Below are 14,775 nucleotides of genomic sequence, written 5' to 3'. Positions count from 1 at the left end.
CACCACTCGCCTACTCCTGGCACTGCCGGCAAAGAGACGTTGCTTACTACCTCACAACAACGTACTCTCTCTCCGAAGAGTTCACGGCTTATGATACCCAATTGAACTAGTTGTATGCAAGCAAGGAGACGATCTTAGATGGCCCTATTTCCGCAACCAGTGAGCGTCAACGACCTCCAGGCCGGCCACGTCCCTGCGGAGGAGGTGTAGGCATGAACTGGCACTGGCTCATCCGCCTGCGCGGCTCCCCCTCGGCCCAGGCAGCCCGGGGATCGCTGGCTCCCAGCGGTCCCGACGAGACCTACGTCCTGCCCCGCTCGCGCCAGGAACAGGACCGCCTCGACCTGCAACACTTCGCCCTGCGCCAACTGCTCGGCACCCACTTCCTCGCCCCTGTCCAGAACCCGCAGGCCATCCTCGACGTCGGCAGCGGTACCGGCATCTGGCTGCGCGAGGCCGCCCGGCACTGGCGCCAGGCCCAGCTCATCGCCCTCGACAAAGACCTCTCCCTCCTGCGTACTCCCCTGCCCCCACGCTGCCAATCCATTCAGGCCGACCTCCTCAGCGGTCTCCCCTTCCCCGACGCCTCCTTCGACTACGTCCATCAGCGCCTCCTCGCCGCCGCCATCCCCCTCACCGCCTGGCCCGGCGTCCTCGCCGACCTGCTGCGCGTCACCCGCCCCGGCGGCTGGCTCGAACTCGTCGAAGCCACCAACGAAGTCTTCCACGAAGGTTCACGCCATGCCCAGGTCCGCACCTGGTTCGAAGCCCTGGCCGCCCGCCGCGGCCTGCACCTGGCCGCTCCCCTGCAGCTCCCCGACTGGCTGCGCAGCCTCGGCCTCGACCCGATCGTGCGCCACTGGGAGGCCCCCCTCGCAGGCAAAGCCTGCGGCGCCCCCCTCTTCCGACAGGACCTGCTCGCCTCCCTGCACAGCGTCGCCCCCGCCCTGGCCAGCGTCAACCAGCTCCCCCTGCAGCAGATCGAGGAGACCCTGGCCGCCCTGCCCGCCGAATGGGAACAATACGGCACGCGCTGCGGCCTTCTGACCGTCTGGGGGTGCAAGCCATGAGCCGCCATAAACGTCGCCAGCCATCCAGGCGCCAGCGCCCTCGACCGCTCCTGGCTAACTCGCAGCTTTTCCCTCTACCAGGGCTCCTGGAGTGGGTCCTCGCCGGGCGCACCCTCGAAGACCTCCAGACAGTGGCCTTCCAGCTGCTCTCACCAGGCGCCCAGAAGCACTGGCAGCGCTGGGAAGAAACCCAGGAGACCAGCGAGCTGGAAATCCTCCTTTCCCCAAGATATAGCGCCGACCACAACACGCTAGAGATCCTGGCCGAACTAGAGCGAGGAATCAAACTCCTGCAGACCCGCACTCAGGAGGTTCTGGAACACGCCCCCGACTCCTTGCTCTATTTCAGTGAACCGGAGATCCGCCAGCTCCGCTGGCTGCTGGGCTTGAGCGAAAATGCTCTGGGCCGGCTGCAGACCTGCCGCAGCCTCCAGCCGTTCCCTCTGGAGCTACGCATGGGGCGACGCCTCATCCGCTACCTCGCCCGCATCCTACGCTACTACCCGCGGCGCGAGAGCCTCAATTGAGCGCTCTCGTTCCGCCCAGGCCGGCTAGCAAGATCGCTGACAAGACCGAGGTAGAGACACCCAGAGCAGCAGAGAAGAGTAGCAACTCAACGAAGAGAGGAGGCCAGCCCTCGCCATGTTCCTGTCCCACTTCGACAGAAGCAAGCCGCAGGAGCCTTCCCGGTCTGAACCGGACCAGAAGCCCAGACAGCCAACACAGGAGCGACCAACCGGCGTGGCCGCGCCGATGGGACCCAGTCAGAGCGACGGCTCTTCACCCGGCGCCACAGCGTTGTCCCCTTCCTCAGCAGCCAGCCGCCGATCAACCTCCTCTAGACGGGCTTTGACCAAAGCCAGAGCCAGGGCCTCCCCTAGCATCTGGCTCAGCTCAGCCTGCCAGGCTGTCACCGCCCGCAAATGCGCCTCAACTAAAGCCCGGCGGCTGTAGTCGCACGAGGCTCGCGCCAAACTTCGACGCGCCGCCTCGTACTCAGCAGCTAGCTGCTGCAAGAGAGAGGTCACCCGCTCGGCTTGCGGCTCAGGGCCATCATGGGGCGCTCTCGGTGGACAATCACTTTCCATCTCTTCCTCTCTTTGCCTCTGGCCGGCCCGACACAGCCGTGTGGGCCAGAGGGCCATGATCGGCAATGAAACAATAATTCATAATTTAGTGAGAGATCATAAATCGACCTCTCTCAACAATTATAAGTCAGAAATGACGTGCTCACAATACCCAGAAAATGTCACTGGAGAAGTGAGCATCATAAGTACCGTCTTTTCAATTGAAAAGATTGCGGTTATACTGCTTACAGTGAAGGGAGGAGGCCCAGAAAGATGATCACTGGCACGTACTGGTGGTCTCGCTACGGCGACTTCCCGCCCGGCGATTTCAACCAGCCGCATCACGGTGCGGTCATCAGCTGCTACCGTAAGCGACGTGGATGGACGCAGCAAGACCTGGCCATCGCCGCCGGCGTCGAGTGGCGCACGGTGCGCGAATGGGAGGCGATTGCCATGCTCAACGATACCGCGCGTCGGATCTTCCTGGCAAAGCTCCTGCGCATTCCGCCAGCCCTGCTCGGCCTCGACTGGCGTCTCCTTGGTTACCAGGACGCCCACGGCACCCCCACCGCCCAGGAATCGCTCAGCGAGCTGGCCGCCGAAGACGCCTACTACCACTACGAAGACATCCTGACCCTGGCCTGGCAGGCCCGGCGACAGGGCACCCTCGTCAGCTACCTCTACCGTCTGAAACGCTGCCTGAGCCGTCTGGAGCTGGCCACCCGGCAAGCGCCATCCCACGACCGCGAAGCCTGGCAGGCACTCCTCTGCCGCTACTACCGGCTGGCCGCCGAAATCGAGCGCGATCAGGGAGCCAGTGATCCCCATGCCCGCCAGCGCGTACTCGACTACTACGCCTCGGCTCTGCGCCTGGCTGAGGAGCTGGAGGACCCCCAGCTGGCCGGCGCCACCTGGATGAGCCTGACCGAAGCGCAGCTAGAGTATGGCAACCCCGCCGAGGCTAAGCGGGCTGCTGAAGGCGCCTTACAGTACAGCGAGCGCGTTCAGCCGGTGCTCCGGGGCAACATCTATCTGGTGAGCGCCGCCGCCCACGCCCCCTTTGCCGTCGAGGACGAGACGCTGCGCAGCCAATGCCGGCGCTGGCAGGAGCAGGCCACCACCCTGGCCTATCGCCGGCCTCCCGAAGACGACGGCTCCTTTCTGAAGCTGAACCTGGCCGGCGTCCACCACGAGCGCGCCAAAACCCTGCTGGTCTTCGGAGAGCAGCAGGGCGACCCTCTGCTCCTGCAGCAGGCGCGCGAGGAGCTGGCCCTGGCCTGGCAAGCCCTGACGCCAGACCTGGTGCTCTGGCAGCTCTATTTCTCTCTGACCGAGGCCCGCCTGCACCTGGCGGCCAACGAACTGGAAGCCAGCGCCCACAGCGCCAAGGAAGCCCTGGGACTGGCCCGCTTTATGCAATCTCGACAGGGAAAGGAGCAGGTGCAACAGCTCTACGAGCGCTTACAGGAGCGGGATAGCAATAATCCCCATGTGCTCCATCTCGGGGTCGAGCTGGGGCTGTTCTCATAGGAGGTGGCTACGGCCCCCCTGACACGCGCCGGGCCGGCTCTGCAAGACCCACGCCTGAGACCGACAAGTCAGATCCCTCTCCCTACAGGCACCACCGGCCTTGGTGCTGCATGCGGTGCTCTCTGTGCACACGGGCACCCCGTCCTCTGCTCTCACCGCAACGAGGCGGTCGAGAGAGAGGCGGGGCGCTCACACTCTTCTTCGGCGACGAAACCGCCCTTGGCCTTGGCCTGGCCTTCCAGGCAGCCCACCCGCAGGCAGACCTATTCCGCCCAGTCATTGAGGTCAGTGCCTCCGAACATCCAGACGTCAGTACCTTATTTCCTCAGCTGACCATCATCCCACGCCTTGACGGCCAGCCTGGGGCCGCTCACCTGCACTGGCTTGAGCATGAGCAAGAGGGAATCAATCTGGCAGAGCAGACCTTCTACCTGGTCGGTCACGCCCAGAGCATTCAAGCCATCCGCCAAGTCCTGATGCAGCGCTACCACCTCGAACGGCAGCGCCTCAAAACGAAACCCTACTGGGCGGACGGCAAGCGAGGTCTGTAAGGACGAGGTGAAATCAGCGAGCAGAAAAACCTCCACCACCTCAATCTGCGTGCCCCTTACTCTGCAGCTTCGTGAGCGCGGCGTCCACTCGATCAGTGGGCGTCGCGCTCATCATCCTTTATCCCCGATGAATCAGTCAGCCAGGAAGCCGGCTGCCAGGCAGGAGGCGTCAGGGAAAGCAGTCGCCAGCTTCCCTGGCCGTCCTGCTCGACCACGGCCCGATAGCTGCGCAAGACAAAGAGCTGGAAGCGGAAGGCCATGATCACCGTTGCCCCAGTCGGCAGGCGGCGCCCAGGGGGCGGCTCCAACAAGCACTGATAATCGATGAACTGCGGCGGCGGGAAGCGCACCGCCACGGGCGCGCGCTCCTCCAGCTCCTCTGGACTCTCACCGACCAGAGCCTGGCGGGCATGGGCCCGAGCGTAGAGGCCGCCGCCGTAGGCCAGGGCCTGCCCCCCAGGAAGCTGGGCCGAGACCTCGCTGACGTAGACCACCGCCGGCTCCTCTTCGCTGCTCCCAAGGCTCTGCTCAGGCGTCGTGCCGGTCAGGGCATGGCCCGGCTCCCCGTGGCTGGCCCCATACTGCGCCAGCAGCGGCAGCACACTCAGCGAGGTATTGCCTGGAGCATTGATCTGTTCGATAGCAAACCCCGCGCTCCGCAGCCTCTCAGCAGAGGCGATCAGGGCCTCCAGGTTAGCCGTCGGGCGATAGCAGGCCGCCCCTTCGTCCCAGGTGAAACAGGGATAGCTAGTCACCCCACTCAGACGCAGGCCGGGCAAGCGCGCAACGGCCTGCGCCACCGTTAGCACCTCCTCCGGCGCGAAACCGCCCTCCTGGCCGGGAAAGAAGTCGCCGCCGTTGACGCGTAACAGCACCGGCTGCACCCGCCCCAAGGCCAGCGCCGCCCTGTTGATGGTCGCCGCCGCCTCCAGATCGAGGAGCGTCCAGACTTCGGGCCGCGCCTGAGTCATCAGGGTCGGCACCAGGCGCAGAGGCACTGGCACCAGATGGCCCACGTGTCGCACCGTCGCCCCCTGAGCCAGCAGCGCTTCGGCCCCCATCCAGTCGACCGCTACCGCCCCCGCAATAGAGGCGCGGATGGCCGCCACCAGCTGGGCATCGTAGGCGATCTGCTTGGCCATGTAGTAGAGACCCAGCCCCAGCGTTGCCGCCCGCGCCGCCAGGCGCTCCGCATTACGCCGCACTGCGCCGCGGTCGAAGACAAAGGTATTGGGGGGGATCACGCCGCTGCGATGCAGCAGGGCCGCGAAGCGCAGCAGCCCGGGATTGCGCCGGCGCACAGCGTCGAGAAACATACAGTCATACCTCGCTCAGTGCCTCTTCCAGAATGGCAAGCACGGTCTCGGGGCCGGCCCGCATGGGATTGATGCGCAGCCAGTGCTGCGCCTCTTCCGCCCCCAGGCTCGCGCTCATCGTGCCCGAGATGCGATAAAAGAGGGGCGCCAGCTCGTAGCGCGCCATCGCCCCCACAGGGAAAGGCGCAGCCCCACGAGCGGCGGCGCGCATGACAACCCTCTCCGCCAGGGGCTGGCGCAGGCGCACGAGCACTACCGGCGACTGCAGACTGGCCACATGCGCCTCAACAACGTGACGGGCACAGGCCGGCGGCGGCGCGGTGCGCAGGCGCTCCACCACGGCCTCGGCGCTCTCCTGAGTCAGGGCATTGGCCACGAAGGCCAGGGCCAGCCCCATCAAGACCTCCTGAGCCTGAAACCCTTGCACGCGGCTGCCGCCCGAGTACATGTCGGCCCGGATCGCCCGCGCCAGCGGCTGCGAGCAGAGCACAACCCCGATCCCCTCTGGCCCAAGCAGTTTGTAGGCGGAGAAGGCGCTGACATCGGCCCCCAACTCAACGCCGATGCGCGGCGTGTTGGCGACGGCGTAGTTGTCGTCCACAACGATCGGCAGCTCTGGCCTGACGGCCCGCACCTCGGCGATGACCGCCCCCAGATCATAGTGATCGTCCGGGCGCTGGCGCGCGTGCTGCAGATAGACGGCTTGCAAGGCTGCGTCGCCGAGCACCTGGCGCAGCCGCTCTCGATCGTGCAGGTCGACGGACACGGGCACGTAGCCGGCGGCGCGGAAGGTGACCGCCGTGGTAGCGTAAAGCGGCGCCTCGTGTACCAGAATGCGGCTCAGCGGCGGCAGGAGGGCGAAGAGGGCCGCGCGAATGGCTCCCGTGCCGGCCCCGGTCACCAGTACAGCCTCTTCACTGCCGAAGAAGGCCGCCAGCACCCGCTCGACATGGCGCGTGAAGCGGCTGCCCTCGCCATCGACACCGACGCCCAGCTCACCCCGTGTCAGCCACTCCTGGCCGGGGAAGTGACGACGCAGCGTCTCGATCAGACGAAACTGCAGGCGCCGCGCCTCCTCCAGCCTCAACGGCGGCAGGCGCACCCCCGCATGCACCACGCTCACGCCTGCCTCCTTTCCAGGGCGGCGGCCAGAAAGCGCCGCGGATTCCGCACGACCAGCCCCTCGATGGTAGCCGCCGGCAGACCCGCCACCTGTAAGCGCGGCAGAAAGTCGCGCACGAGATAGGTGTAGCCCTGCCCGCCGAGGCGCTGTAGATAGCTGTTGCGAGAGATATCGCAGGAGAGCAGCAGGCGCTCCGCCAGCCCGGCCTGACAGAGGGCCAGAATCCAGGCCAGACGCCGCTCATCGGGAGCATAGCGCTCCTTGCCGACGGTATCGAAGCCCACATAGGCCCCCTGGCGCGCCACAGCAAGCACCTCCTCCAGCGAGGGCGCCAGATCCAGGTGACCGATCAGAACGCGCGCCGGCTCCAGCCCTTCCTCACAGAGAATCTGGAGCTGGCGCAGTCCCCCCTGCCCTAAATGGGCATGCGTCGCCACGACGACCGCCTGCTGTCTGGCGACCCGGGCCACGGCGCGCAGGACTTTCTCTTCGTCAGGATGGAGCACGCTCCCTGAGCCGCCGATCTCTCCCAGTACCAGCGGACGCACCCCGGTGCCGTCGAGACCCGTGCCTAGCTCTTCCTCCAGCAGGGCCGCAATCTCGTCCACACTCAGACGCGCCAGCTCCGGCGGGTGAAAGCGCTGATGATAGAAACCGGTGCTTGGAATGATCTGCACGCCGCTGGCAAGCTGCAGCTGGCGCAAGCGTCCGACGTCGCGCCCCATGCCACGACAGGTCTGCTCGATCAGCGCGGCGACTCCCAGCCGCTTCAGCTCGCTCAGCTCCTCGGCAATCAGATCCAGGCGGTCCAGCTTGCCCGCCGGGTCCTCGGGCGTCGACAGGTCGAGCCAGAGGTGCTCGTGGGCATAGATGAGGCCATCGGCCAGCGGCTGCACCCCGGCAGCCGTCGGCACCAGCAGCCGCTCAGGCACTCCTGCAGAGGCACTGGCTACAGACAATGACCGCTCCTTTCCTCAGAGAGAAGACTCAGACTCCCGTTGCCCGGGTTTTGGCATGGCGCTTCAGAAACCGGCCAGGCCAGCAACCCGGGCCAACAGGCAGCCCCGATCGCTCGATCCTACTTGATCGGGATCGGCGTAAAGAGATGGGCATAGGCCAGCAGGTTCAGAGCGATGCCGGCGATGATAACGCCGACTGGCCCCGCTGCCATACGCACCACCGGGCGCCCAAGAACCTCGTTGAGGGCATAGAGGCCACCCACAATGGCAATCCCCAGGCCGCTGGCCATTGCATTGCCCGCCGCCAGCGAGCCGAAGAGAATGGCCACCTCCAGCGTCAGATTGATGGCATTGCGAATGTTATCGGAAGCATCGCGGATCGTATGCAGGGCCGCAATGCCTTTGGCGATATAGCTCAAGATAAAGACCTCGATGCCGAAGAGCAAAGCGCCGGCAATGGCCGCCAGGATCGGGTTGGGCAGCAGATAGGCCACCGGGTAGATCAAGGTGAAGCCCACGATCTGGAAGGCCCCAGAGGCTACCGCCGTCGTCACAATCAGAGGAATGAAACCAAGAGCGCGATAAAAGTCGATCTGGGCCGCATTGGCAAACTGGCCTTTGGCAATAACGTAGCTGGTCGCCTCGCCGCCGGCGAACATGTGGGTATTCACCAGCACCCCGAGCAGGAGACCCATGATCATAAAATAGGGGGCGTGGCGACGCAGGCGCGCCGCGTTGGCCGCAAAGATCGAGGAGGTCTCATCATCGGCAGCGCTGGCCAGGGCACTGGCCGAGGCCGGCGGATCATCTTCCTCAGCCGACGCTGCTCCCGGCGAGGCCGCCTCTGTGGCCTGAAGCGCCTGGGCCTTCTGTCGCTCGCTGCGCGCGCGCGTCACCTCCTCAGCGACGGCGAAGGCCACCAGCAGAATGACGCCGATCGCCATCGTGGTTGCTCCAGGGAAAACCGAGGGCAGCCACTTCATGGTGAATAACATTACAAAGATGCTCACCACAAAGGTGATAATCCCCCGCAGGCGCCCGAATTGCATCGTCACGGCCACCGCCGGGAAGAAGGAGAAGAGATAGAGGATGGGCGTCGACATCTGCTGCATGGCCGTCAGGAAGTTGACCGGCAGGCTGTTGGCAGCGGTGGTAGCGGCACTGAGGCCGAAGACCACGACCGCGCCCCAGGCTGCGCCTAGGATGGGGGCAATCCACTTGCGCGGCGAGAGGATGCCAAGGATGTCCGACGGCAGAAAGAGGACCCAGGGATTGAGCACGCCAGAGGAGAAGGCGACGGGAACGCCAAGACCAAAGATGAAGCCCGCCGAGAGGCCGAAGGCAATGGCTGTCATCTGGGGACGCGCCAGCTCGCCACGATAAAAGTCGAGCAGGAAGGGCCGTACGCCGTCGTTGAAGACGGCCAGGGCCATCTGCGAGAGGAGCGCGGCAAAGGCCGTTGCTAGAATGGTAAAGACAATGACCAGGGGCGTCAGATGCAGACTCATAGCGGTCCTTTCCTTTCACGACGTCCGACGGCCTGCGCTCCCCGCCTGGCGCCAGCACCAGGCAGAGCAGGCGCGAGGTGACGCGGCGTCGTTTTCTATCTGCGCTTCGGGGAGCAAGCTGCCGCCGCTGCGCTTGGCTTGCTGCATTCGCTTGATCGCTGTCAGTGCTGGCAGAGACTGGAGACTGGAGATAGAAGGCTGGGCGCCGCGGAGCTACGAGCGGGGTGGCTGGTAACTCTGGATGGCCTCGACCAGCACGGGGACAACGGTATTGATCTGGTCAACGGAGACGCCAAAGGCGCGAATACCTGCCGCGAGCAGCTTTTGCACTTCCTCGACGCTGACCCGCGCCTGCCTCCCAAAGGTGTGGCAGCGCTGCCGCCCAAGGAAGGCCATCAGGGCACCCAGCGAGCCACCTGCCCCGGTGTGGCAGGTGCCGATGTAGTAGGCGTCGCTGCGGCGCTTGAGGAGCTGCCCGGCTTCCAGATCGTTGCTGACAACAACGTTGAGGGTGGGGTCGCGGCGTTGTTCGAGCAGGCGCTTGAGATCGGCCTTGCCTACACCGCCAATGTAGATGGTTGCCATCGTTCGCGCACCTCCTGCCTCTCTGATGGCACGCCTGACCGGCAGGCCCGTGCCAGGCTTTACTGTCGTCCGGTCATGTCGTTGATCGACTGAGTTACCTGCTGATTATGGGTTACTCTTCTCACCTCCCTGTCGGGCCTGTTTTGGAGTCAGCAGCCCATCTATCGGATCAGGCCGGGCGCTCTACGGCTCCTGACCGCGGAGCACCAAAGCCCCGAGATGAAGCAGGAGAAAATCTTCCTCCTCGGCGGGCAGGCGCAGATCAAGCTGCTGGAGAGCCTGCGCGCGGATCTGTCCCGCCCAGTCCTGCAGGTGGGGCAAGACCGTGAGGGTGCTGGCCTCCTCGTGCACGAGCGGACTCCAGGCTGAGCCGAGATCTTCGCCGCGCCGCACCCGCTCCAGGGCCAGCAGCAGGTGACTGGCCAGCGGCCCCATGTGCTCCTCATCGCCGGGGCACTGCGCTTCCCGCTCCAGCCACTCCAGGATCTGGCGCACAAAGGCCACAATCGCCGGAGCGGCCAGGCCCTCGCGCTCAAAGATGACCAGGCGCTGCTCAAGATCTTGCTCCATTTCTTGCTCCTTCCTCGATCAGGCCACAGGATCGGATCACGTCCTGCCAGCGGGCGGGGAGCGCTCATATCTGCTCTGCGCCTCTCTACCAGCCGGCCAGGTCTCCGATCAGCGACTTCAATAGCGGGGCAGGCGCCGCTGATCGAGAACCTCCCGCTGAGCCGTGGTGATCTCCTCGGGCGCGAAGATGCTGGTGAGCACCTGGTAGACGGGAGCCTCGCGCAGAGCCACAATGGCGGCTTGCGTGGCCAGGATGCGCAGACGTTCCTCGCCTTGCAGCGGCAGCAGCTGCAGGGTGGGGGGCAGGCTGCCCACACCCTCGCGGTTCCAGATGATGGCGTCAAACTGCCCTTCGCGCAGCAAATCGAGGACCTGCAGGCGCGTGGCCGGCACACTCTCCCAGTCCTGGCGAGCGCGGAACTCCTCGGCAGTGAGCAGGATCTCATCGAGGGAGGTCTGATCAATGCCAACACGGCGGATCTGCTCGCGCGGCAGGCGGCTGATGAGGATATGCTCGCTGACGTAGGAACCTGGGGGCAAGCTGGTGACAATGGCCAGCTCAGGATAACGCTCAACCAGGTGCTCGGCGGCCAGCAGCGACATGACGGCGTAGTGGTAATGCCCCTGGCGCACCATCTCGGCCCGCGAGAGCGAGCCGCGCTGATAAGTCATATTGAACGGCAGGCCCGAGGCCTCCAACCGATCGTAGAGGGCCGTGGCCAGCCCTTCGTAGCGCAGCGTATAGGGCAAAGGCATCGAGCCAATGATCCATTCGTTGCCGGCATAGCGCCAGAGCAGCGGATAGTTGACCTGCTCCAGAATGGAGCCTTGGGCGCCATGCGCGGCTACGACAATGGCCCCCGCTCGCGTCAGATAGCTGAAGGCTTCCTGAACGGTCCCATTCCCCGAGCGCAGGCGGCGCGCGACGTCGACCATGCGCGGCAGCCGCTCGCCCTGACGATAGCGCAACAGCAGACGCGCCAAGCCAATGGTCACTTTGCCCGTCTGGGAGAGGAAGTCTTCGGTGTCTGGCAGGGCCATCGCGCTGGCGCTCTCCTTCGCTCTGCTCACCTTGCTCGCTCAATATCCAGAATACTGGATAGAGTATAACTGACCAGCGACCACCTTGTCAAGCCGCCGCATATCAGCCAGCAGCAGGGACTGCAGCACCGTGGCTGAGGGCATCGAGGGGGAAGAAGCTCATGCCGAGCCAGGAAAAGAAAAGGGGAAGGCCGTGGCAGGGGACGGCACGCCGCAGGCAGCGCGCAAGGGACGGAACGCAGAACGCACTGACTGACAGCGAACGCAGAGGTAGGGGCAGAAGCAGAGCCGCCCGCTCACGACCTTCCCGTCTGCTAAGCGGAGAGACGTGCGCGCCGGGTCCTCAGTACGTAGCGGAGGAGCGGCGTGGCTGCGGGAGCCAGCCGGGTGGCTCGGGCTGGCCGATGCGATTGCGCAACACGCCCAGGCCGCCGATCTCCAGCTCGACCACGGCTCCCGGTTGCAGAGAGCGCCCATGCTCGGCGCCGCTCCCTGTGCCGACGGTGCCCGAGCCGAGTAGCTCGCCCGGCCAGAGGGTCTCACCGCAGGCGGCGTAAGCCACCAGCTCCTCGACCTTCCAGGTCAGGCTAGCGCTTGAGCCGCGCGACCACTCCTCTCCATTGACGCGCGCCACCATCGTCAGGTCGTCGAGATCAAGCTCATCGCAGGTCGCAATCCAGGGGCCGAGCGCAGTCGCGAAGTCTTTGCCCTTGGCCGGACCAAAGCCGCTGCTCATCTCGGGTCCCTGGACATCGCGCGCACTGAAATCGTTCAGGATGGTGACCCCGAAGAGCAGGCTCCGGGCCTCCTCGGGGGAGACATTGCGGCCCTGCCTGCCGATGACCAGTCCGATTTCCAGCTCGTAGTCCAGGTGGTGAGTGTAGTGCGGCCAGGGTACCTCGGCCTCGGGGGCCACGATGGTCAGGGGATTAATCTTAAAGTACGGTGGGCGCTGGTAAAATTCTGGGAAGACGCTTCCTCCCTGGCGCGCAGCCATATTGCGCACGTGCTGCTCAAAGGCAGTAAAGTCGCGAATCGTGGGAGGATCGAGGGGCGGCAGCCAGCGCACGCTTTCCAGGGGGTGCACGGCCTCCTCCGCTGGGGCGGCGCTCGCCTCGGCAGCCGCCTCGCGAAAGGTCTCGCCCAGGGCAATGGCAGCGCTCATGCTGGCCGGAAAGAGCGCTGCGGCCAGGCGGCGCGCCGCTTCGCGCGTGGCTCCCCGCCTTTCGAGCCGCAGGCGCCAGGCCGTGGCCAGATCGATGACGCGCTGGGCCTCTGGCTGCACCACGACCAGGCGCGCCTCCTCTCCATCAACACCAGTGACAGCAATACGAGCGAATTTCACGACGACCTCTCTCCTCTCTATCTCTCTTGGCCTGATTGAATCCGCACCCGCTGCGCCAACCAGACAGCCAGTCAGGCTAGCCCTCGCCCAGCCTTGACCGTCCTCCGACGGCCTCCTGGGCGCCCAGGGCGGTCACAGCCTGCTTGCTGTGGGCGAAGCGGCTCACGAAGATCTCGCCCAGGCGGCGCCCGAGCTTGAGGGCCAGTGGCCAGAGTCCTTCGGGTGCCAGGCGAATAATCAGGATCAGCAGCAGACCAGTCAGCAGGCTGCTGAGGGCCTGCGAATTCTGCAGCACCTGCTGCAAGGTAAAGAAGACGACCGCTCCCACTAGTGGCCCCGTTGAGGTAGCGATGCCGCCGATGATCGTAATAATGATCATCGTAATCACCCAGTTCATGCTGAAGGCCGAGTCCGGCTCGATCTCCAGCTTGTTGAGGGCGATCAGCCCGCCAGCCAGCCCGACAAAAAAGGCACTGATAGCAAAGGTCACCAGCTTCACCGGGAAACTATTGACCCCCAGCTCGGCGGCGGCCTCCTGATCGTCACGGATGGCCATCAGACGCAGGCCGAAGGGACTGCGCACCAGCAGCACGATGGTCAGGGTGGTCGCGACCAGCAAGCCGAGGGCCAGATAGTAGAGCGTGGAATAGTCCAGGGTCGCAGCGGGTGGCAGATTGAGGCCGCTGGTGGCGCCGGTGAAGGACCAGTTGAGCATCCAGGTCAGGGCGGCCATCGCCAGCCCGAGCGAGCCGATCGAGAAATAGGCCTCGCGCAGGCGCATCAGCAAGAGGGCCGCCAGCGTTGCCAGAGCCGCCGCCAGCAGGCCGCTCAGCACGAGATCCAGCAGCAGCGGCAGCCCGGTGTGCAGCAGCAGCACGGCAATAGTATAGGAGCCGGCCCCCACAAAGAGCGAGTGGCCCAGCGAGAACTGACCGCCGTAGCCGCCCAACAGGTTCCAGGACTGGGCCATCGTCATATAGTTGAAGAGCGTAAAGGCCAGCACCAGATCGAAAGCGCTCAAGTAGAGTGGTCCCAGGGCCGCCAGGAGGACCAGCACCCCCAGCACGCTCCAGCCAAGCCAGGGAGCCAGGTGGCGCAGGGGCTGGCGTCTGGCGACAGACGGAGCAAGCTGGTCGGAGGAAGCGGGTTGCGTCTTCATTTGGCCACCCCCACGCGCTGACCAAAGAAGCCCTCGGGCCGCACAATCAAGACAATCACCAGGAAGGCGAAGACAATCAAATCGCGAAACTGCGGACCGACAATGCTGGCGGCCACCTCCTCCAGCACGCCAATGAGCAGGCCGCCGAGGAGTGTGCCCCACAGCGATCCCATGCCGCCCAGCACGATCACCGTAAAGCTACGTAGCAACCAGCTAGAGCCGGTAGTTGGGCCAAAGCCAAAGGAGAGGCCGATCAGCGTGCCGCCCACGGCAGAAATAGCCGCCGCCAGGCCGAAGGTGATCCCATAGACCAGCGGCACATTGATGCCAATGGAGGCCGCCGCCCCTGGATCTTCCGCCGCCGCCCGAATAGCCTTCCCCAGCGGCAGGTAGCTCAGCAGCAGATGGGTTCCCACCACCAGGAGCAGGGCGGCCACCAGGGCGATCACGTAGACAGTGCGCACGGTATCGCCAAAGATGTTGAGGCCCGTCAGGGTATAGGAAGCGCTCAACGAGAGCGTGTTATTGCCATAGATCAGCCCAAACAGTGTCTCGGCCACCAGCAGCAGGCCGAAAGTCGCCACCAGCAGGGTCTCCTGTCCGCGGGGAATGAGCGGATTGAGCAGGAGGCGCTGCACCAGGTAGCCGATGACAAACATGATGGGGGCCACCAGCAGCAGGCAGAGCAGCGGGTCCAGATGGGTGAGGCTTGATAGCGTATAGGTGAGGTAGGCGGAGCCGATCAGGACCTCGCCTTGAGCCAGATTGACGGTATTCATGACGCCAAAGACCAGCGTCAGCCCCAGGGCGATGGTCACGTAGAGGCCGCCCAGAAAAAAGCCATCGATCAGATGGTAGAACAACATAGGGGTCCCTCTCCTTCCCTCTACAAACAGCGAGCGGCACGGCATGGAGCAGCATCACAGCGGCGGCAGACGGGACCAGGCTTGA

The 14,775-nt window shown here is 65.0% G+C and carries 15 protein-coding genes; 4 read left to right on the top strand and 11 right to left on the bottom strand.

What is annotated here, in order from left to right; all coding sequences use genetic code 11:
• The first annotated feature begins 212 nt into the window (after positions 1-212).
• Entirely contained in the window at positions 213-1,070 is an 858-nt protein-coding gene (locus A4R35_RS18995; RefSeq protein ID WP_112432125.1) for a class I SAM-dependent methyltransferase, read from the top strand.
• Positions 1,067-1,597 (top strand): hypothetical protein, encoded by a 531-nt coding sequence (locus A4R35_RS18990; RefSeq protein ID WP_112432123.1) that lies wholly within the window; start codon positions 1,067-1,069, stop codon positions 1,595-1,597. The genes A4R35_RS18995 and A4R35_RS18990 overlap by 4 nt, the downstream gene beginning before the upstream one ends.
• 237 nt (positions 1,598-1,834) lie before the next feature.
• Here the strand turns inward: A4R35_RS18990 and A4R35_RS18985 are convergent, their stop codons facing one another.
• Positions 1,835-2,158 (bottom strand): hypothetical protein, encoded by a 324-nt coding sequence (locus tag A4R35_RS18985; RefSeq protein WP_112432121.1) that lies wholly within the window; start codon positions 2,156-2,158, stop codon positions 1,835-1,837.
• Between the two features lie 252 nt (positions 2,159-2,410).
• Between A4R35_RS18985 and A4R35_RS18980 the strand changes: the two genes are divergently transcribed.
• Together A4R35_RS18980 and A4R35_RS18975 are read left to right on the top strand one after the other, a co-directional pair.
• The gene (locus tag A4R35_RS18980) at positions 2,411-3,667 is read left to right on the top strand and encodes a helix-turn-helix domain-containing protein (protein ID WP_112432119.1); all 1,257 of its coding nucleotides are present in this window, start codon (positions 2,411-2,413) and stop codon (positions 3,665-3,667) included.
• A gap of 110 nt (positions 3,668-3,777) precedes the next feature.
• Positions 3,778-4,218 (top strand): SIP domain-containing protein, encoded by a 441-nt coding sequence (locus A4R35_RS18975; protein WP_112432117.1) that lies wholly within the window; start codon positions 3,778-3,780, stop codon positions 4,216-4,218.
• A gap of 92 nt (positions 4,219-4,310) precedes the next feature.
• On the opposite strand, the gene A4R35_RS18970 is transcribed toward A4R35_RS18975, so the two are convergent.
• From A4R35_RS18970 to A4R35_RS18925, 10 genes are all read right to left on the bottom strand, one after another.
• Entirely contained in the window at positions 4,311-5,534 is a 1,224-nt protein-coding gene (locus A4R35_RS18970; RefSeq protein ID WP_112432115.1) for an alanine racemase, read from the bottom strand.
• A 4-nt stretch (positions 5,535-5,538) separates the two neighbouring features.
• The gene (locus tag A4R35_RS18965; protein ID WP_223258404.1) at positions 5,539-6,657 is read right to left on the bottom strand and encodes an aminotransferase class V-fold PLP-dependent enzyme; all 1,119 of its coding nucleotides are present in this window, start codon (positions 6,655-6,657) and stop codon (positions 5,539-5,541) included.
• Positions 6,654-7,616, bottom strand: a complete 963-nt coding sequence (locus A4R35_RS18960) for a phosphotriesterase family protein (protein WP_112432113.1) — start codon at positions 7,614-7,616, stop codon at positions 6,654-6,656. Before A4R35_RS18960 ends, A4R35_RS18965 begins: the two co-directional genes overlap by 4 nt.
• Before the next feature lie 119 nt (positions 7,617-7,735).
• Positions 7,736-9,124 carry a YhfT family protein gene (locus tag A4R35_RS18955; protein ID WP_112432111.1) on the bottom strand — a complete coding sequence of 463 codons (1,389 nt, stop codon included), beginning with the start codon at positions 9,122-9,124 and terminating at the stop codon, positions 7,736-7,738.
• Between the two features lie 213 nt (positions 9,125-9,337).
• The gene (locus tag A4R35_RS18950) at positions 9,338-9,709 is read right to left on the bottom strand and encodes a DUF2620 family protein (RefSeq protein ID WP_112432109.1); all 372 of its coding nucleotides are present in this window, start codon (positions 9,707-9,709) and stop codon (positions 9,338-9,340) included.
• A gap of 183 nt (positions 9,710-9,892) precedes the next feature.
• Positions 9,893-10,279 carry a hypothetical protein gene (locus A4R35_RS18945; RefSeq protein ID WP_112432107.1) on the bottom strand — a complete coding sequence of 129 codons (387 nt, stop codon included), beginning with the start codon at positions 10,277-10,279 and terminating at the stop codon, positions 9,893-9,895.
• A gap of 117 nt (positions 10,280-10,396) precedes the next feature.
• Positions 10,397-11,320: a GntR family transcriptional regulator YhfZ gene (gene yhfZ / locus A4R35_RS18940; protein ID WP_112432104.1), complete on the bottom strand. Its 924-nt coding sequence runs from the start codon at positions 11,318-11,320 to the stop codon at positions 10,397-10,399.
• 343 nt (positions 11,321-11,663) lie between these two features.
• The gene (locus A4R35_RS18935) at positions 11,664-12,665 is read right to left on the bottom strand and encodes a fumarylacetoacetate hydrolase family protein (RefSeq protein ID WP_223258403.1); all 1,002 of its coding nucleotides are present in this window, start codon (positions 12,663-12,665) and stop codon (positions 11,664-11,666) included.
• 76 nt (positions 12,666-12,741) lie between these two features.
• Entirely contained in the window at positions 12,742-13,824 is a 1,083-nt protein-coding gene (locus tag A4R35_RS18930) for a branched-chain amino acid ABC transporter permease (RefSeq protein ID WP_112432102.1), read from the bottom strand.
• Positions 13,821-14,690, bottom strand: coding sequence for a branched-chain amino acid ABC transporter permease (locus A4R35_RS18925; protein ID WP_189362041.1), 870 nt, complete (start codon positions 14,688-14,690; stop codon positions 13,821-13,823). Before A4R35_RS18925 ends, A4R35_RS18930 begins: the two co-directional genes overlap by 4 nt.
• Between the last annotated feature and the right edge of the window lie 85 nt (positions 14,691-14,775).

It is taken from the genome of Thermogemmatispora tikiterensis (assembly GCF_003268475.1).
In the GTDB taxonomy this organism is placed as follows: Bacteria; Chloroflexota; Ktedonobacteria; order Ktedonobacterales; family Ktedonobacteraceae; genus Thermogemmatispora; species Thermogemmatispora tikiterensis.
This window is presented reverse-complemented; position numbering and strand designations above follow the sequence as displayed.